General features: G+C 64.6%; 14 protein-coding genes. 4 read left to right on the forward strand and 10 right to left on the reverse strand.

All coding sequences use genetic code 11. The features are described 5' to 3' along the window. Entirely contained in the window at positions 1-1,884 is a 1,884-nt protein-coding gene (gene htpG / locus R3E77_14430) for a molecular chaperone HtpG (GenBank protein ID MEZ5500605.1), read from the reverse strand. Between the two features lie 97 nt (positions 1,885-1,981). Further along, positions 1,982-2,152 (reverse strand): hypothetical protein, encoded by a 171-nt coding sequence (locus R3E77_14435; GenBank protein MEZ5500606.1) that lies wholly within the window; start codon positions 2,150-2,152, stop codon positions 1,982-1,984. Positions 2,153-2,271: 119 nt separating this feature from the next. Here R3E77_14435 and R3E77_14440 point away from each other — a divergent pair, with 119 nt between their 5' ends. Further along, positions 2,272-2,979 (forward strand): ParA family protein, encoded by a 708-nt coding sequence (locus tag R3E77_14440; GenBank protein ID MEZ5500607.1) that lies wholly within the window; start codon positions 2,272-2,274, stop codon positions 2,977-2,979. Between the two features lie 18 nt (positions 2,980-2,997). Here the strand turns inward: R3E77_14440 and R3E77_14445 are convergent, their stop codons facing one another. The 3 genes from R3E77_14445 to R3E77_14455 all read right to left on the reverse strand — a co-directional run bounded on the left by R3E77_14445 (position 2,998) and on the right by R3E77_14455 (position 5,305). Beyond that, on the reverse strand, positions 2,998-3,222 hold the full coding sequence (locus R3E77_14445; GenBank protein ID MEZ5500608.1) for a hypothetical protein: 225 nt from the start codon (positions 3,220-3,222) through the stop codon (positions 2,998-3,000). A 136-nt stretch (positions 3,223-3,358) separates the two neighbouring features. Then, positions 3,359-4,744: a nucleotide 5'-monophosphate nucleosidase PpnN gene (gene ppnN / locus R3E77_14450; GenBank protein MEZ5500609.1), complete on the reverse strand. Its 1,386-nt coding sequence runs from the start codon at positions 4,742-4,744 to the stop codon at positions 3,359-3,361. Beyond that, positions 4,745-5,305, reverse strand: a complete 561-nt coding sequence (locus R3E77_14455) for a L,D-transpeptidase family protein (protein MEZ5500610.1) — start codon at positions 5,303-5,305, stop codon at positions 4,745-4,747. Between the two features lie 94 nt (positions 5,306-5,399). Here R3E77_14455 and R3E77_14460 point away from each other — a divergent pair, with 94 nt between their 5' ends. After that, positions 5,400-5,960: a hypothetical protein gene (locus R3E77_14460; GenBank protein ID MEZ5500611.1), complete on the forward strand. Its 561-nt coding sequence runs from the start codon at positions 5,400-5,402 to the stop codon at positions 5,958-5,960. A 35-nt stretch (positions 5,961-5,995) separates the two neighbouring features. Here the strand turns inward: R3E77_14460 and R3E77_14465 are convergent, their stop codons facing one another. The 3 genes from R3E77_14465 to R3E77_14475 all read right to left on the reverse strand — a co-directional run bounded on the left by R3E77_14465 (position 5,996) and on the right by R3E77_14475 (position 11,612). Then, positions 5,996-8,278, reverse strand: a complete 2,283-nt coding sequence (locus R3E77_14465; GenBank protein MEZ5500612.1) for a transglycosylase SLT domain-containing protein — start codon at positions 8,276-8,278, stop codon at positions 5,996-5,998. Positions 8,279-8,736: 458 nt separating this feature from the next. Further along, entirely contained in the window at positions 8,737-9,462 is a 726-nt protein-coding gene (locus tag R3E77_14470) for a hypothetical protein (GenBank protein ID MEZ5500613.1), read from the reverse strand. A 2-nt stretch (positions 9,463-9,464) separates the two neighbouring features. Next, positions 9,465-11,612: an adenosylcobalamin-dependent ribonucleoside-diphosphate reductase gene (locus R3E77_14475; GenBank protein MEZ5500614.1), complete on the reverse strand. Its 2,148-nt coding sequence runs from the start codon at positions 11,610-11,612 to the stop codon at positions 9,465-9,467. Positions 11,613-12,027: 415 nt separating this feature from the next. Between R3E77_14475 and R3E77_14480 the strand changes: the two genes are divergently transcribed. Both R3E77_14480 and R3E77_14485 read left to right on the forward strand, forming a co-directional pair. Further along, complete coding sequence (locus R3E77_14480; protein ID MEZ5500615.1) at positions 12,028-13,422, forward strand: Do family serine endopeptidase; 1,395 nt, start codon at positions 12,028-12,030, stop codon at positions 13,420-13,422. A gap of 3 nt (positions 13,423-13,425) precedes the next feature. Next, a complete protein-coding gene (locus R3E77_14485) occupies positions 13,426-14,373 on the forward strand; it encodes a complex I NDUFA9 subunit family protein (GenBank protein ID MEZ5500616.1) in 948 nt (315 codons plus the stop codon). A gap of 41 nt (positions 14,374-14,414) precedes the next feature. Here R3E77_14485 and R3E77_14490 read toward each other — a convergent pair whose 3' ends face one another. Together R3E77_14490 and R3E77_14495 are read right to left on the reverse strand one after the other, a co-directional pair. Then, a complete protein-coding gene (locus R3E77_14490) occupies positions 14,415-15,782 on the reverse strand; it encodes an amidohydrolase family protein (GenBank protein MEZ5500617.1) in 1,368 nt (455 codons plus the stop codon). Next, positions 15,782-16,897, reverse strand: a complete 1,116-nt coding sequence (locus R3E77_14495) for an aminopeptidase (protein ID MEZ5500618.1) — start codon at positions 16,895-16,897, stop codon at positions 15,782-15,784. The genes R3E77_14490 and R3E77_14495 overlap by 1 nt, the downstream gene beginning before the upstream one ends. Between the last annotated feature and the right edge of the window lie 5 nt (positions 16,898-16,902).

Here is a 16,902-nt window from a genome sequence, read left to right on the forward strand (position 1 = left end):
TTATCGCACGAGCCGCGCCAGCAGCGAGTTCAGCCGCTGCAGGTACTCGCCGGGATTGCCAAGCTGGCCGCTCTCGGCGAGCTTGGCCTGATCGAAGATCACGAGCGCCAGTTCCTCGAACTGGGCGTTGTCGGCCAATCCTTGCAAGTGGCGGATCAGCGGATGCTCGACATTGACCTCGAGCACGGGTTTGCTCTCCGGCGCGCTCTGGCCGGCCGCCTTCAACATGCGGGCGAGCTGGGTCCCCAGGTCGTTCTCGCCGACGACCAGGCAGGCGGGTGAGTGCGCGAGGCGGGCGCTCACGCGCGCTTCGGCAATCCGCTCACCCAGGCTGTCCTTGAGGCGCTTGAGGAGCGGCTTACTCTCTTTCTTGAGTTCGTCGATGCGCGCACTGTCGGCCGCGTCGGCCAGCCCGCTCGACTCCAGGTCGCCGCGCGCGACGTCCTTGAATTTCTTGCCGTCGAACTCGCTCAACTGGCCCATCACCCAGGCATCGATGCGATCACCGAGCAAAAGCACTTCGATGTTCTTCGCCTTCAGTCGCTCGAGATAGGGGCTCGTGCGCGCCGCCTCGATCGAATCCGCGATCAGGTAGTAGATGTTCTGCTGGGCGCTGCCGGCGCGCTCCACATACCGCTTGAGCGTCACCTCGGGCGTCGTCCCTTCGCTCGCGGTCGAAACGAACCGCAGCAGCGGCAGGATCTTGTCGCGATTGCCCGGATCCTCGGCGAGGCCTTCCTTCAATACAGGGCCGAATGCGCGCCAGAAGGTGGCATAGCCCGCGGCATCGTCGGCCGAGAGCTTCGCGATCATATCGAGCGCTCGCCGGGTGAGGGCGCTGCGGATGGCGCCGACCTCGCCGTCCTCCTGCAGCAGCTCGCGCGAGACATTGAGCGGCAGATCACTCGAATCGACCACACCCTTGACGAAGCGCAGGTACAGCGGCAGGAACTGTTCGGCGTCATCCATGATGAACACCCGGCGCACGTAGAGCTTGAGTCCATGCGCGGCATCGCGCTGGTACAGATCGAAAGGTGGCTGAGCCGGCAGGTAGAGCAGGCTCGTGTATTCGCGTTTGCCTTCGACCCGGTTGTGCGACCAGGCGAGCGGCGGGGTGAAATCGTGCGCGATGTGCTGGTAGAACTCGCGATATTCATCGTCGCTGATTTCGGTTCGCTGACGCGTCCACAGGGCCTTGGCCTGGTTGACGGTCTCGTAGTCGGTGCTTGCCTCGCCTTCCTTGCGACACCACACCGGAAAGGAAATGTGATCAGAGTAGCGGCGCACCAGTGCGCGAATACGGAACGGATCGGCAAACTCCCTGGCATCGCTCTTGAGGTGCAGGATCACCGTCGTGCCGTGCGCGGCGAGGTCGCGCGTGTCGACCGTGAAACTGCCATCGGCCGTCGAACTCCAGTGCACGCCGGCAGAGGCCGGTTCGCCCGCCTTGCGCGTGAGCACCTCGACACGCTCGGCGACGATGAATGCCGAATAGAAGCCCACACCAAACTGGCCGATGAGTTGCGAGTCCTTCTGCGCATCGCCGCTCATCTGGCGGAAGAACTCCGCCGTACCCGAACGCGCGATGGTGCCGAGGTTGGCAATCGCGTCCTCGCGGCTCATGCCGATGCCATTGTCGCGCACGGTGAGGGTCCCGGCCGTGGCATCAACGTCGATCCAGATGCCGAGCTCGGCGCCACTGTCCTGCAAAGCGGGCTCTGCAAGGGCAGCGAAGCGCAGTTTGTCGTTGGCATCCGATGCGTTCGAGATCAGCTCGCGCAGGAAGATCTCCCGGTGGCTGTACAGGGAGTGGATCATCAGCTTGAGCAATTGCTGCACTTCGGCCTGAAAGGCCATGGTTTGCGGCGCGGCTGCCTCGGACATGGAAGTTCGCCCTCCGGTGGAAAATCTGGCGGGCGCTAAAGGTGCGGCCTCGGGCCGCGAATTTCAAGGGTTGCAACCGCCGGCGCGGCGGCAGGAGTCAGCGCAGGCTTGCGCCGGCGAGCAACACGGCAAGTGCCAGGGTCGCCGACAGCGATGCGGCGGCGTGAGCGCCGCGGTGCAGGATCTCGCCCGCGCTCTCGCGAATGACATGGCGGCTGGCGTGCAGCCAGTCATCGAGCTCGTCCCAGACCAAAAGCAGGCGTTCCATTCGCCGCGCATGCTAGACGTTCGCGGCGCGCATTCCCGTGCGCCATCTCACAGCGCCAGTTGGGCGCAGCGCACAGTTTGCAAGTTGCTTTGATTCTGTTTAGTGCGTAGGCTCGACGCATGCAGCGCATCGTCGTCCTGAATCCCAAAGGCGGTTCGGGTAAAACGACCATAGCCATCAATCTCGCGGCCTATTACGCCGTCAACCGCCAGCCAACCGTGCTGATGGACTACGATCCACAGGGCTCGGCATTGCGCTGGATCAAGAAGCGTCCACCGCAACAAATGCCGATTCACCATATTGCGGCTTTCGAACAGGATGGTCGCACGACCCGCGCCTGGCAGTTGCGAATTCCAGACGGCTTCGGTCGCGTCATCGTCGATACGCCTGCCGGCGTTACGCCACAGCGCATGCCGGAGCTCACCCGCGATGCGGACAAGATCCTCGTGCCGATCCTGCCCTCGGACATCGACCTGCACGCGAGTGCGCGTTGCATTGCCGATCTGCTGCTGGTGGCGAAGATCAAACGCGGCGACAACCGCATCGGAGTGATAGCGAACCGGGTGCGGCGCAATACCCTCGTCTACCAGTCGCTGCTGCGCTTCCTGCACTCGCTCAATCTGCCGGTGGTGGCGACCCTGCGCGATTCGCAGAACTACGTGCGCAGCGCCGAGCTCGGCATCGGCATCCACGAGATGAAATCCTACGTGGCCCGCGAGGATACCGATCAGTGGCACTCGCTGATCGACTGGCTGGAAAATCGCGCGGTGTTGACCGAGGGCGAGGCTGGGCTCGACGCGCCGGCAGAAGCAGCGGCCGGGCTGTAACAGCGCGGCCGTGCGGGATCAGTCCTTTTTCGTCTCGTCCCAGTCCCCACGCACCTTGTCGGCCCAGTTCTTGTACTGCGACAGGCTGTAGAGATTCTTGGTGATGGCAGCATGACGACCGCGGGCACGTTGCACGCGATCTATCCAGCTGCCGTAAGGCGTCTCGTTGGCCGTGGCCCGCGAGGCAACGGCATCGCGCGGCTGCGGCCGACTGCTGTTGTCAAAGCGATCCGACGAACTCATGTGCACCTCGCACTCAACCTGGTGCGCAGAATAAGAATTACCGCGGCCAATCCGCAGGAACTGGTTCACGTTGAGCCGCGGCACGCACGCTTATGCGATGCGACTCTCGCCACCGCTGCATTATTGAAGAGTTATGTTACGCGACCAGCCGATAGCAGGGACGATACACGGCGCCGGGAAGTTTCATTCGTCCCTGCGCGACGAATGCCGTCAGCAGCTCATCGAGCAACGCGACGATGCGCGCGTCGCCGTGCAGTTCATAGGGGCCGTGCTGCTCTATCGCTTCGATGCCGTGACGTTTGACGTTGCCGGTGACGATCCCCGAGAAGGCGCGCCGCAGGTCGGCGGCCAACTCGTGCGCCGGCCGCGCGGCATCGAGCGCAAGCGCTGCCATGGACGCATGATCGACCACGAAGGGCCGCTGCAGCGCGGGCCCGATCGACAACAGCCAGTTGAAGTTGTACGAGTCCGCCTTGCCGCGGCGAAATTCCCGCACCCGGGTCATGCCGGCCGCCATGCGCCGTGCGACTTCGGGCGGGTCATCGACGATGACCTCGAGCCGCTCGGCCGCTGCCTTGCCGAGCGTGCCCGCCACGAAGTGGCGGATCTGCCCAAAATAGTCGCTGCTGCCGGCCGGCCCGGTGAGTATGAAGGGCAAGGGCTGCTCGGCATTGGCCGGATCGAGGAGGATGCCGAGCAAATAGAGGATTTCCTCGGCCGTGCCGACTCCGCCGGGGAAGACCACGATGCCGTGACCGAAGCGCACGAATGCCTCCAGACGCTTCTCGATATCGGGCATGATCACCAGATTGTTGACGATGGGATTGGGCGGCTCCGCGGCGATGATGTCGGGCTCGGTAATGCCAACATAACGGCCATTGCCGATGCGTTGCTTGGCATGACCGATGGTGGCGCCTTTCATCGGACCTTTCATCGCGCCGGGTCCGCAACCGGTGCAGACATCGAGACCGCGCAGACCGAGTTCGTAGCCGACCCGCTTGGTGTAGTCGTACTCTTCGCGGCCGATGGAATGTCCGCCCCAGCACACCACGATATTGGGTCGCTGCTTCGACTCAAGTAGTCGCGCGTTGCGCAGGATGTGGAACACCGCGTTGGTGATCGCAGCGGGACTGCCAAGGTCGAAGCGGCCGCTTTCGACGATTTCGTTGGCGATGAACACCACGTCGCGCAATACCGCGAACAGCAACTCCTTGGTACCACGGATCATCACGCCATCGACGAAAGCCGCCGCCGGCGCATTGCGCAGCTCGAGCTTCACACCCCAGGGGTGGGAGACGATGCGGATGTCGAAATCGCGGAACCGCTCGAACAGTTCCTTGGCGTTGTCGTTGTCATTGCCGCTGTTGAGCACGGCGAGCGCACACTGGCGGAACAGCGGATAGACGCCGCCCTGGCCGGTGTCGAGCAGTTTGACGATCTCGGCCTGTGACAGATTCTCGAGGCTGCCGCGTGGACCGACGCGGGCGTCCACGAGCTCAGGAAGGACAACGCTGGTTTCCACTCAGGGCAATATTTCGATGGGTATGTTGTCGGGTACCAGCAGCCACACTTCGAGCATGTCGGCATTGGACAGCGCGATACAGCCGTCCGTCCAGTCCTGGCGCGAGTAGTAATCGGGCGCATAGCGCGGGTCGTTTGGCAGGCCGTGGATCATGATGGAGCCGCCGGGTCGCACGCCGAGGCGCCGGGCATTGCGCCGGTCGCTTTCGTTGGGATAGGAGACCTGCAGGCTCAGGAAGTAATCGCTCCGCGAATTGCGCCGCACCAGCCGGTAACGACCCTCCGGCGTGCGAAAATCGCCCTCCCTTTCCTTGTGGCCGACCGGATTCAGGCCGAGGGAAATCCGGTAGCGGCGCAGGACATCGACGCCCTGCCACAGCTCCAGACGCCGCTCGCGTTTGAAAACCACGATCCGGTCGGCGACCGGCAGCTGCGCGGCACTCTGGCCATTCAGCGCACCGGGCATGGAATCGGCTTCGGCCGGCGGCGCGAGCGCGGCCTGCGCCAGCAGGGCGACCGTCGCGGCGACGCACAAGGACCTGATGAAAGACCCGCAAGTCATGGAATTCATTATAGGACGAGCCAGCGCCAGGGGCGAACGTGCAGCCGTCACAGCCCTTGAGCCAGGGCGCCGCATGGTGTCTTATTGTTGGCTTATGGCCACTCGAACCCGCAGTGCGGCACGATGCGCAGGCGCCGTTGCAACTGCGCTCCTTTGCGCCTGCGCGGCGGCGCCGCAGACCCCGCTTGCCGAGCGACTCGATCCGTCGAGCGGCATGGGCCTCACGAGCCTCGCCGAGCCGCTGCAGTTGCTCGCCGGCGCGCCGCGCACGAGCGGGCGCGACCCCTTCGCCTACCTGGGGCCCTTCCAGACCAATCGCATGGGTGAACGACACCTGTACCTGTGGGTGGCCCTGCCCGGCGATGGCGCGACCATCGAGCCCGTCACGCTGCGCTGCGGTGTCGTCGACTACCCGCTCGCGTCATCGGGCGCCGACCCGCGACCCGATGCACTGCGCATGGCGCCCTACGCGGCCCCGGCACCGTGGAGTGCGATCAGCGTGCACGCGCTTCCCGATGAACTGCTGGCCTGCCTCGCCGACGGCGAGGCGATCACGCTCGAAGCCATGACAGTCACCGCGGGCAGCGAACGGTTTGCACGCACCAGTACGGCGCCCGAGGCGCGCCTTCGCGCCTTCTACGACGCCACGCGCTGAGGGACGCCGGGATGGCGCCGCGCGCGCGGCACCGATCACGCGTCCGCGCTCCCGGTGGCAACGGTCTTTGGTATCACCAGCTGCATGCCGGCGCGCAGCGCGCCGAGGTCGATGTCGGGGTTGTACTGCTGCAGCAGCCAGGCCGGCAGGTAGCCGAACTTCTGCGTCAATGTCCACAGGCTGTCGCCGCGGCGCACGATGTAGATTTCGGTGCCCGCGATACGGTAGTCATTGAAAAACCGCGCCTGCAGACGGCTGTGATAATCGCGGCGGCGCTCCTCGAATACGCCGCGGGTGACCCGCGCGAAGTCGAGTTTGATGCGTCGACCGAGCAACAACGGTTGGCCGTAGCGCAGCTGGTTGATGCGCCGCAGCTGCGCCGCGGTCGTCTCGAGCCACTCGGCGTAATGCCCGAGCGTCTCCTCGCCGTAGACCCGCACTGAATCGTCTTCATCGACGGCGAGATCCATGAGATCCACGCTCTGCGGCGTTTCCGTTGGTGGCCCCACCGAGGGCCCGAGTTCCGCCGCCTGGCCGGCACTGACCGGCTGGGCGTCACGCGCCACCTCGGCTTCGCGCGCCACGGCTTTTGCTTCGCGCACGGTATCGGCGGCCGCACGGGCAACGGTGATTTCGATCTCCGGAATCTCGCCGCCCGCGGCTTCGCCATCGCGCTCGCGCCTGAGCCTGGCAATACTCGCCGCCGGCGCCGTGCGGGTCAGCGGGCCGCCGCGCAACCAAGGCTCGGCAGGTGGCAATTCGGTTGCCGTGGTGCCGGCTGCCGATCCCTGGCCCTTGGGCGTTGCCTTGCCGGATGGCACCACGCTGCTCACGGCGCTGGCGGCGGTCTCGGCGCCGCTCGCGCCAGCTCGTGGCAGCGCCGCGGCGACAGCACTCGCGGCACGTGATGTCGTGGCCACCGGGGTCGCTGCGGCCTTGGCCAACAATACCGGCTCACGCTCGGGCAGCTTCAGGAGCGCGCCGCGGCGCAGGATGGCGCGTCGCGAAATGTCATTGAGATCGGCGAGCTCGGCCACCGATGTGCCGTACTTTCGCGCGATGATGCCGAGCGTATCGCCACGACGGACCTTGTGGTATCGCGATTGCACCTGGTTCGCGAACAGCTCCTGCGGGAACAGTTTCTCGGCCAGCATCGCCGTGGTCCAGGGCCCGCCCTCGGCCGGCAGGCGCAGTCGGTAATCGCGCGGTACCAGGCGGCTGCCCCGCCAGACAGCGTCACGCAACCCGGGATTCAGTGCCCGCAGGCGCTGCTCGTCGAGCCCGGTTGCACGCAACAACGCGGCCGCAGGGACGAAGCCGGGTACCGCGACCTCGGTGAACTTCTGCTCCGGCGCGCGCTCGATATCACCGAAATACTTGCGCGGGTCTTCATCGATCGAGAGCGCGGCGAGGAATGAAGGATAGAAATTTCGCGATGCGAAACCGAATGTGCGGCTCTGGTAATTGCGTGCGATGGTGACGAAATCATCCGTGCCCATCTTCTGCTTGGCCCGGCGCATGCCCGCCGCGCCGTGGTTGTATGCCGTCAACGCGAGCGGCCAGCTGCCGAGCACGCGGTAGTTGTAGGCGAGCAGTTGCGCAGCAGCTTCCGTCGAGCGGTAGGGATCGAGGCGCTCGTCCACGGCATCATCGACACGCATGTAGCGCCGGCCGGTCGAACGCATGAATTGCCACAACCCGGCTGCGCCGACCTTGGAATAGGCATCGGGATTGAAGGACGATTCCACGTGCGGCAGGGCCGCGATCTCGGGCGGCAAGCCGAGATTGGCCAGCGTCTCCGCGATATGCGTCTCGTAGGCGCCCGAACGCACCAGCCCGGCGCGAAAGCGATCGGCCTGGCCGAGCTGGAATCGTACCCGCTCGCGGGCGGCCTTGAGCTCGGCAACCGTTGCGCGCCCATGCCACAGCTCGAGCATGCGTCGCGCCGCGATATCGAGACCGGCGACCGCAGCGGCGTCGCCAAGCGTGGCGTCACCGAGGTCGATGAGCCGCTGCATCACCGCAAGATGGGTGTCGCGCGCCTCGTCGACTATTTTCTGACGGCCCGCCGGCGACATGTCGGCCGGGAAGCGCATTTTCTCGTAGACCACATCGAGGTTGCGCTCATCGTGGAGGAATCCCTCGTTGGTCGTGATTTCGGTATAGACACGGATCCAGAAGTCGACGTCCGACTTGAGCGCCGCTGGCCGCGGAATGTCCGTGCCGGCTGCGGCAAAGTCCTGCCAGCCGATGAGGCAAGCGACCGCGATGGCCGCAAACCACCAAAAAGTCCTTGTTTGCTGCGTTGTCGGACGCATTTACAGTGCCACCAGGAGATTCAACCCGCTGATTGTTGAGCGCAAAACCTGCCCTACCCGCGATTACGTGAAATGCCGAGGCCCGCCTATTGTCAGCAATTTTGACAGCTTGGCGTTGAAATGCCGCACATGACTTAATGCGATCACGGCCGGGCGCGGACCTGGATCACGAAAATGCGCGGTGAAATGCCCATCGTTCCGCCGCAAGGGCGCTGCCGGCCCTGCGCGGCCCATCTGGCACGGCATTTGCTTCGTATCGGGGGAAACAAGAACAAGAAGAGTTACACTCCTCCACAAACAAGCAAGCGACCGATAGCCCCGCGACGAGCGGGGCTTCTTTTTTTGTGGAAAAAAAAGGCAGTCTTGCGACTGCCTTTAAGTAACACGCCAATCCCGTCAGGGCAGGGAACCAGGCGGGGAGCCCGGTGCTGGCGCGTTTTAACCGAGCAAGCGGCAGTTCAGCCGCATTTTGAGTCTCCGCAATTGAGGCAGGTCATGCAGCCGTCCATCATCACGACCGCGGCGGTGCTGCACTTGCTGCAAAGCTGGGCGCCATCCGGAAAATGCGAATCGGCGAAGGCATCGGTCTGTTTCTGACGCGCTTCGAATTCCGCACGCTTCTCCTGGACGAGTTTTTGCTGATGCTCATCGAGCCCCTGCTTGCGCATCAGGCCGATGAACTGCAGGTGCCGCTCGATGACATGGCCGAGTTCGGCGATGATCGAGGGCATGAATTTGCCGCCCGGCTGCCAGTAGCCGCCGCGCGGATCGAACACGGCCTTCAGCTCATCGACGAGGAAGGTCACGTCGCCGCCCTTGCGAAACACCGCGGATATGATCCGCGTGAGCGCAACGATCCACTGGTAATGGTCGAGGTTCTTGGAATTGATGAAGATCTCGAATGGCCGGCGCTGCTCGTAGGGCGTGCCTTCGTTCAGCACGATGTCGTTGATGGTCACGTACATGGCGTGATCGGACACCGGCGTCTTGATCTTGTAGGTCGAGCCAACCAGCATCTCCGGCCGCTCGAGCTTCTCGTGCATGCGGATGACCTTGGCGGTATTGCCATCCTTGTCGCGCACGAGGTCCTGGTCGACGACCAGGGTCGGTCGCGCTTCGGCCTTCTCCTCGGGCTTCTGCACCCGGTATTTGACGATCTTCTTGTCGATCTTGATCGCGTTCATGGTCAGAATTTTCCGTAGTAGCCCTCTTTGAGGGCATCGAAAAGGTTGGCGGCCGTGTGCAGTTCGCCGTCGTATTCGATTTCCGCATCGCCCTTGACTTCGATCTCCTTGCCGTCGTCGGTAGTGAAGACATAGGTCGTGTTCTTGAGGTCTTCTTCCTTGACCAGCACGCCCTGGAACGCCTCAGGATTGAACCTGAAAGTCGTGCAACCCTTCAGCTGCTTTTCGTGGGCATACAGGTAGATATCCTTGAAATCGTCGTACTTGTAGTCCGTCGGCACGTTGGCCGTCTTGGAAATGGACGAATCCACCCACTTCTGCGCCGCGGCCTGGATGTCGACATGCTCGGTGGGCGTGACGTCCTCGGCGGTGGTGAAGTAATCGGGCAGCTGCTCGCCCGCTTCGCTGCTGCCAGGCATGGCGCGCGGATTGACCAGCTCGCGATACGCCAGCAGTTCGAAGGAGAACACGTCGACTTTCTCCTTGGTCTTCTTTCCCGGGCGGATGACGTTGCGGAAATAGTGGTGCGCGAACGACGGCTCGATGCCATTCGAGGCGTTGTTCGCAAGCGAGAGCGAAATCGTGCCGGTCGGCGCAATGGAACTGTGATGCGTAAAACGCGATCCGACTTCGGCCAGTTCGTTGACGAGCGCCGGCTCGACGCCGGCGAGCCGCTGCATGTAGCGGCTGTAACGGGCGTGCAGCTTGCGGCCCGGGATACGGTCGCCGATCTTCCAGCCGTCGCTCGCCATCTCCGGGCGCTTGCGCAGCATTTCCGCCGTCACCGCGAACTGCTCGTTCATGATTGGGGCGGGCCCTTTTTCGCGCGCAAGTTCGAGGCCCGCCTGCCAGCCGGCGACCGCCATCTCGCGCGAAACATCTTCGGTAAAGCGCAGCGCGTCGGCCGAACCGTACTTCATGCCGAGCAAAGTCAGCGTCGAACCGAGCCCGAGGAAGCCCATGCCGTGGCGGCGTTTGCGATTGATTTCATCGCTCTGGCGCGACAACGGAAGGCCGTGGATCTCGACGACGTTGTCGAGCATGCGGGTGAATACCTTGACGACGTCGCGATACTCGACCCAGTCGAACTCGGCGAATTCGGTAAAGGGATGACGGACGAAACGGGTGAGGTTCACCGAGCCGAGCAGACAGGAACCGTAGGGCGGCAGCGGCTGCTCGCCGCAAGGATTGGTCGCGCGGATGTTCTCGCACCACCAGTTGTTGTTCATCTCGTTGACGCGATCGATGAGGATGAATCCAGGCTCGGCGAAATCGTAGGTCGAGCTCATGATCAGATCCCACACGCGGCGCGCCGGCACGGTCTTGTAGATCTTGCAGGCGACGAGACCTTCGTCGTTGCTGACATAGCCCTCGCGGACGGGCCACTCACGCCAGATGAAGTGGCTGCGATCGGTCAGATCCGGTTGCTCGGCATCGTATTCGCTTCGCGAAATCGGGAACGCGAGCGGCCAGTCGCCCCCTTCGCGCACGGCGCGGATGAACTCGTCGGTGATGAGCAGCGACAGGTTGAACTGGCGCAGACGGCCGTTCTCGCGCTTGGCGCGAATGAATTCGAGTACATCCGGATGGCCGACATCAAAGGTGCCCATCTGCGCGCCGCGCCGGCCGCCTGCCGAGGAGACGGTGAAGCACATCTTGTCGTAGATGTCCATGAACGACAGCGGCCCGGAGGTATAGGCGCCGGCGCCGGTGACATAGGCGCCGCGCGGACGCAGCGTCGAGAACTCGTAACCGATGCCGCAACCGGCCTTGAGCGTGAGGCCCGCCTCGTGGACCTTGCCGAGGATGTCGTCCATGGAGTCGCGAATCGTGCCCGACACCGTGCAGTTGATGGTCGAGGTGGCCGGCTTGTGCTCGAGCGCGCCGGCATTGGAGACGATGCGGCCCGCGGGAATCGCGCCGCGGCGCAATGCCCAGAGAAAACGTTCATACCAGTGATCGCGCAACACCGGCGCCTCGACATCGGCGAGCGCGCGCGCGACGCGTTTGAAGGTATCGTCCATGGACTTGTCGATTGCGGTACCGTCCTTGGCAACCAGACGGTATTTCTTGTCCCAGATATCCAGTGAGGCTTCCTGGTACGCAATGGCGTTCACATCGCGCAGCTCGACCTTGACGACACTGTTCATGTTGTTCTGCGACTCCGCAAATCCAGACCTGCCAAAAACGGGAAAGTGCCCACCCCATCCACGTGCTGGGCGCGCGTCGATCAGGACTACTCCGTTCTTTGGGCGCTTTTGCAGCCACTGTCAGATGGCCGCCTCCCCGACTCCCCCCTGCACTCGATCAAGTTGGCCCGGCCGGGACACAAGATCTTGTGTTGGGTGGACAAGCGTAAAACTGCGGTCTGCGACCGTCAAGGTAATATGACAGCCTTCGCCTGAGCAGTTTTTTCGCGCCTGTACATGGAGTTATGAAAAATCCTGCAGCGATTCACCCGGAAATTTTTCCGTTGCCCGTGATCGGCCATACCCCCACATATTGTGTGCACCAGGAACCCACAGACCATCCACAGCTTGATCAGAGGGTAGAATTTTCGCCGCCATGAAATCGCCAATCAGAACCTCTGTCGCGGCACTCGCGCTCGCCACCCTGGTGGCCGCGGCGCCTGCCATCGCACAAACCCCCGCAACCGCGGCCGCGCCGATGCCATCCCTCGCGCCGATGGTCAAACGCGTCTCGCCCGCGGTCGTCAATATCGCCACCAGCGGCGTCGTGCAGGGCGGTCCGAGCAATCCGCTGTTCGACGATCCGTTCTTCCGCCGCTTCTTCGACCTGCCTCCGGGCGCCGGCCGGCCGCAGCGCAAATTCCAGAGCGCCGGGTCGGGCGTGATCATCGATGCGGCGAAGGGCTACATCATCACCAATGCGCATGTGGTCGAGAATGCCACCGAAATCACCGTCAACCTGCAGGACGGTCGCGAACTCGCGGGTGAAGTGGTTGGCGCCGACCCGCCGTCGGACATCGCCCTGCTGAAAGTGCCGGCCGAGAAGCTGGCGGAAATAAGACTCGGCGACTCGGATCAACTCGAAGTCGGCGACTATGTGGTCGCCATCGGCAATCCCTTCGGCCTCAAGAACACCGTCACCTCCGGCATCGTCAGCGCCCTCGGGCGCAACGGCATCGCCGGTTCGACCAGCAACAGCCTGGAGGATTTCATCCAGACCGACGCGTCGATCAATCCCGGCAACTCCGGTGGCGCACTCGTGAACCTGCGCGGCGAGCTGATCGGCATCAACTCGGCGATCCTCTCGCGCAGCGGCGGCAACATCGGCATCGGCTTCGCCATACCGGTCAACATGGCACGCGCAGTGATCGACCAGTTGAAACGTTTCGGCGCGGTCAAACGCGGCCTGCTCGGCGTGTCGATTGCACCGGTCACACCGGATATCGCCAAGGCACTCGGCCTCAAGCAGGCGAGCGGCGCGCTGATAACCGAACTCGTGGCGGGCTCCGCCGCGGAATCGGCGGGACTGAAGCCCGGCGATGTCATCACTTCGGTCAATGGCAAACCGGTCCGTTCGGACAGCGAGCTGCGTAACACCATCGGCTTGTTGCCCGTAGGAGCGAAACTCGACATCGGCGTGATACGCGACGGGCAACCGCGGCGCATCGCCGCGACGGTCGCCGAGAACAATGTCTCCGGCCCGCCCGAAGACGCCACAGCCCAGGTCCCGGGCGATGACGCTGCGCCGCTGCACCCGGGCCTCGCCGGTGCCGTGCTCGGCGACGCCGAAGGCGGTGGCGTGCTGGTGCGCTCGGTCGCGCGCGGCAGCCGCGCCGCGGCGGCGGGTCTGCGTAGCGGCGATGTCATCGCCGAGATCAACAACCAGGCAGTTCCGGACCTCGCGCGTCTTCGAAAGCTCGCCGCCGGGCAGCGAACCCTGCTCGTGCTGTTGAAGCGCGGCCGCGCGCTGGTCGTCGTTCCGGTGCGCTAACCGATGCGAATCTGCGTGCTCGGCGGCACGGGCTTCGTCGGCAGTGCATTGGTCGGCGAACTCGCCCGCCGGGGACATCAGCTGCGGGTATTGACGCGCAATCCCCTCGCCGCGAGCCATCTGCGGGTATTGCCACAGCTGCAATTGCAGCGCGCCGACGCGCATCTGCCGCAGGCGCTGTCGCGCGAACTGGCCGATGCCGACGTTGCCATCAACCTGATCGGCATCCTGAACGAAGGCCGTGATGCAAAGCAGCGCTATGCGAGCGCCCACGTGTCGATCGCGAAGAACCTGCTGGCGGCCTGTCGCGCCAACGCGGTGCCGCGTCTATTGCAGATGAGTGCGCTCGGTGCGAGCGCGGATGCGCCGAGCGCCTACCTCCGCAGCAGGGCCGATGCCGAGCAGCTGCTCTCCGGGGCCGGCGGTGTCGCAACGACGATATTTCGCCCGTCAGTGATTTTCGGTCGCAACGATACGCTGCTCAATCGCTTCGCCGCGCTGCTTCGTATCGCCCCGCTCGGCATCATGCCGCTTGCGCGTGCCGACACCCGTTTTGCGCCAGTCTGGGTCGGCGATGTGGTGCGCGCATTCGTCCGCGCGCTGCGCGACCCGGCCACTGCCGGGCAATGCTACGAGTTGTGCGGCCCGCAGGTACTGACACTCGCGCAGCTTGTCGAGTACGCGGCTCAATTGACCGGCCAGCGTTGCCATATCCTGCGCCTGCCCGACAGCCTCGGCGCCCTGCAGGCAGCCGTGCTCGGCCTGTTGCCCGGTCGGCCATTGACCCTGGATAACTTCCGCTCGCTGGAGCGCGACTCGGTCTGCAGCGTCGATGGGCTCGCCGCACTTGGCATCAGGCCCACGCAGCTTGGTAGCATCGCGCCCACCTATCTGGGTCGCGGCGCGCGCGAGGCGCGGCTTGCCGGCTTTCGCGAGAGGGCCGGACGCTAGTACGTCATCTCGAGATCCCACTTGAGGCGCAGTGGGCCGTATCACAAGGTGTTCTTGACGATGGCGCCATTCTTGATGATCACGCGAAGGCTGCGCTCGGGATCATCGAAGACCGCGATGTCCTCGAGTGGCTCGCCGTCGACGATCAGCAGGTCGGCAAGCGCGCCGACCTCGATGACGCCCAGCTTGCCGTAGGGATTGCGCTGGCCCGACCAGTCGAGCAACTCGCCGTTGCTGGCCGTCGCCTGGTGCAGGATTTCGACCGGGGTGAACCAGCGACTGCGCGCCGCGAACTCGTGCGATTGCAATTCGTAGACCGATGCCGCGCCGAAGACATCGGTGCCGAAGGCAATCCTGACCTTGTAGCGCTTTGCGAGCTGCATCATGGTATCGAGCCCGGCACTGACCTGCTGCGACTTGGCGCGCTGGGCAAGCTGCGCGGCGCTCGGCGGCCCGCTACCGCGACGTGGCGGCGCGAAGGCGCCGCTGAACAAATAGGCCTGCGGCGACAGAAACACGCCGCGCTCGGCCAGGAGCCGCATGGTCGGCTCGTCGATGAGATGGCCGTGCTCGATGCAACGCACGCCGGCCTGTACGGCTCGCCTGATGGCGGCCGGCGTGTAGGCATGCACCGCAACATAAGTTCCCCAGTCGCCGGCGGACTGCACGGCCGCCTCGAGTTCGGCGGCGGAGAACTGCACGCTGTCGAGCGGATCGTACTGCGATGAGATACCGCCGCCTGCGGTCAGCTTGATCTGCGTCGCGCCGAGGCGCAGCTGTTCACGCACTGCGGCAGCCACTTGCGCAGGTCCATCGACGATCAGTGAATAGCCGAGCAGCTGCAGCGGATCCGCGGGCCCGCCGAGCGCGACCGCGGGCGTTGCGATGCGTTCGCGCATATCGCCATGGCCGCCGGTCTGGCTGATGATCGCACCCGATGGAAAAATCCTTGGACCCGGAATGAGGCCCTCGTCGATGGCCTGCTTCAGCCCGAAAGACGGTCCACCCATGTCGCGTATGGTGGTGAAGCCGCGCATCAGCATGCGCCGCAGCTCCTCCGCCGCGCGCAGGGTCACATAGGACGGATCACTGTCGCGCAATTGCGCCCTGGGGATGGGCTGCGCGGGATGCACGTGGGCGTCGATCAGCCCGGGCACGAGCACGCGACCGCCGGCATCGATCACCGTGGTCTCACTCCCAGCCGGGAGCGCACCCGCCGGCTGCAGCGCAATGATCTTGCCTGCGTCGATCAGGAGGTCACGTCCGGTGAGCAGGTTCGGGTTGCTGCCATCGAAAATGCGGGCATTGCGGATGACGAGCGTGGCCTGCGGCGGCGGCAACGGCGTTGCGGCCTCGCCCGCCAGCGCGGCGAGGCAGGACAGAACGATAGCCAAGCGTGGCATGGTCATTAGGGTTCCCTCGTTGCGGTATGGCCCGGGCCGTCATCGTCGGTGCCGCCGTCGATCCGGGCACAGAATGACGACCTCGCCGCCTGATCGCGCGCCGCCAGTTTACGGACCGCCTCGTGAAAGCGCCGCAGGTCACCGCCCTGCTCGTCCAACAGCCGGCGCAATGCAGGCACACAGTCGGAGTAGGTCGTTACCGCCGCGAGGCGCGCATTGTTGAGGCCACCCTCGAGCCAGGCTGCGTATGCGCTCTCTTGCTCACCACCGCGACGCAACTCGCCGACCGACACGGCGAGCATCGCAAGACGACCCGCTTTGGCGGTGCGCAGCGTCTCGGGGGTGCCACCGCCGGCATAGAGCGCGGCGAGATCATCGCGCGCAGCGGCCACCAGTCCTTCGAACCGTCGCTGCAGCACCTGCTCTTCCTGCCAGGCGATCACGGCCTGCGGTGGCCTGCGCTGGCCGAGCCAGGCGCTGATGCCGGCCTGTTCCACGACCGACGCATAGGCCTCGTTGAACGCGGTGTCACCGGCGACGTAGACGACCTGGTGCGCGAGTTCATGAAACATGATGCCGATCACGGTGGCGTCGGAATAACGCAGCATGCTGCTCGGCACGGGGTCGGCGAACCGCCCGAGCGTCGAATAGGCCGCAACGCCGCCGACGGCAACATCATCACCCCGGCGCGACAATCGCGCGGCCATCCGCCGCGCCGCGGACTCGCGGAAATAGCCACGATAGGCAAGGCAACCGACGATGGGGAAACACCAGCGCCGCGGTTCGAGCGCGAATTCCCCGGTCGCGACGACATTCCACACGACATAGGGACGGCCGATGTCGGCATAGCTGCGATAGCTCGCATTGTCGGGCAGTGCCAGTTCCGTGACCGCGAACTCCCGTGCCTCGCGCAGCAACGCGAGACGCTCGCGCAATGCCTTCGGGCGCCGGTCATCGGCGATGACTGCGCCGATCGGCTCGCGCGCACGCTGCAGCTGCCACTGGCCGCGCGCCGCCTGGGCGTAGTAACCAAGCGCACAGCCGCCGAGCTGGGTCGAGGCAACCCCGGTCGTTGCGAGCAACAAGGCGAATCGTAGCTGGCGGCTGCGCTCAGGTAACATCGGCA

It is taken from the genome of Steroidobacteraceae bacterium (assembly GCA_041395505.1).
Lineage (GTDB): Bacteria > Pseudomonadota > Gammaproteobacteria > Steroidobacterales > Steroidobacteraceae > JAWLAG01.

What these genes read in the sequence shown, in the direction of transcription:
- R3E77_14485 (MEZ5500616.1), top strand. Translation starts at nt 13,426, where the DNA reads ATGCGAATCTGCGTGCTCGGCGGCACGGGCTTCGTCGGCAGTGCATTG.
- R3E77_14475 (MEZ5500614.1), bottom strand. Translation starts at nt 11,612, where the DNA reads ATGAACAGTGTCGTCAAGGTCGAGCTGCGCGATGTGAACGCCATTGCG.
- R3E77_14435 (MEZ5500606.1), bottom strand. Translation starts at nt 2,152, where the DNA reads ATGGAACGCCTGCTTTTGGTCTGGGACGAGCTCGATGACTGGCTGCAC.
- R3E77_14490 (MEZ5500617.1), bottom strand. Translation starts at nt 15,782, where the DNA reads ATGACCATGCCACGCTTGGCTATCGTTCTGTCCTGCCTCGCCGCGCTG.
- R3E77_14495 (MEZ5500618.1), bottom strand. Translation starts at nt 16,897, where the DNA reads ATGTTACCTGAGCGCAGCCGCCAGCTACGATTCGCCTTGTTGCTCGCA.
- R3E77_14460 (MEZ5500611.1), top strand. Translation starts at nt 5,400, where the DNA reads ATGGCCACTCGAACCCGCAGTGCGGCACGATGCGCAGGCGCCGTTGCA.
- R3E77_14445 (MEZ5500608.1), bottom strand. Translation starts at nt 3,222, where the DNA reads ATGAGTTCGTCGGATCGCTTTGACAACAGCAGTCGGCCGCAGCCGCGC.
- htpG (MEZ5500605.1), bottom strand. Translation starts at nt 1,884, where the DNA reads ATGTCCGAGGCAGCCGCGCCGCAAACCATGGCCTTTCAGGCCGAAGTG.
- R3E77_14455 (MEZ5500610.1), bottom strand. Translation starts at nt 5,305, where the DNA reads ATGACTTGCGGGTCTTTCATCAGGTCCTTGTGCGTCGCCGCGACGGTC.
- R3E77_14465 (MEZ5500612.1), bottom strand. Translation starts at nt 8,278, where the DNA reads ATGCGTCCGACAACGCAGCAAACAAGGACTTTTTGGTGGTTTGCGGCC.
- R3E77_14470 (MEZ5500613.1), bottom strand. Translation starts at nt 9,462, where the DNA reads ATGAACGCGATCAAGATCGACAAGAAGATCGTCAAATACCGGGTGCAG.
- R3E77_14480 (MEZ5500615.1), top strand. Translation starts at nt 12,028, where the DNA reads ATGAAATCGCCAATCAGAACCTCTGTCGCGGCACTCGCGCTCGCCACC.
- R3E77_14440 (MEZ5500607.1), top strand. Translation starts at nt 2,272, where the DNA reads ATGCAGCGCATCGTCGTCCTGAATCCCAAAGGCGGTTCGGGTAAAACG.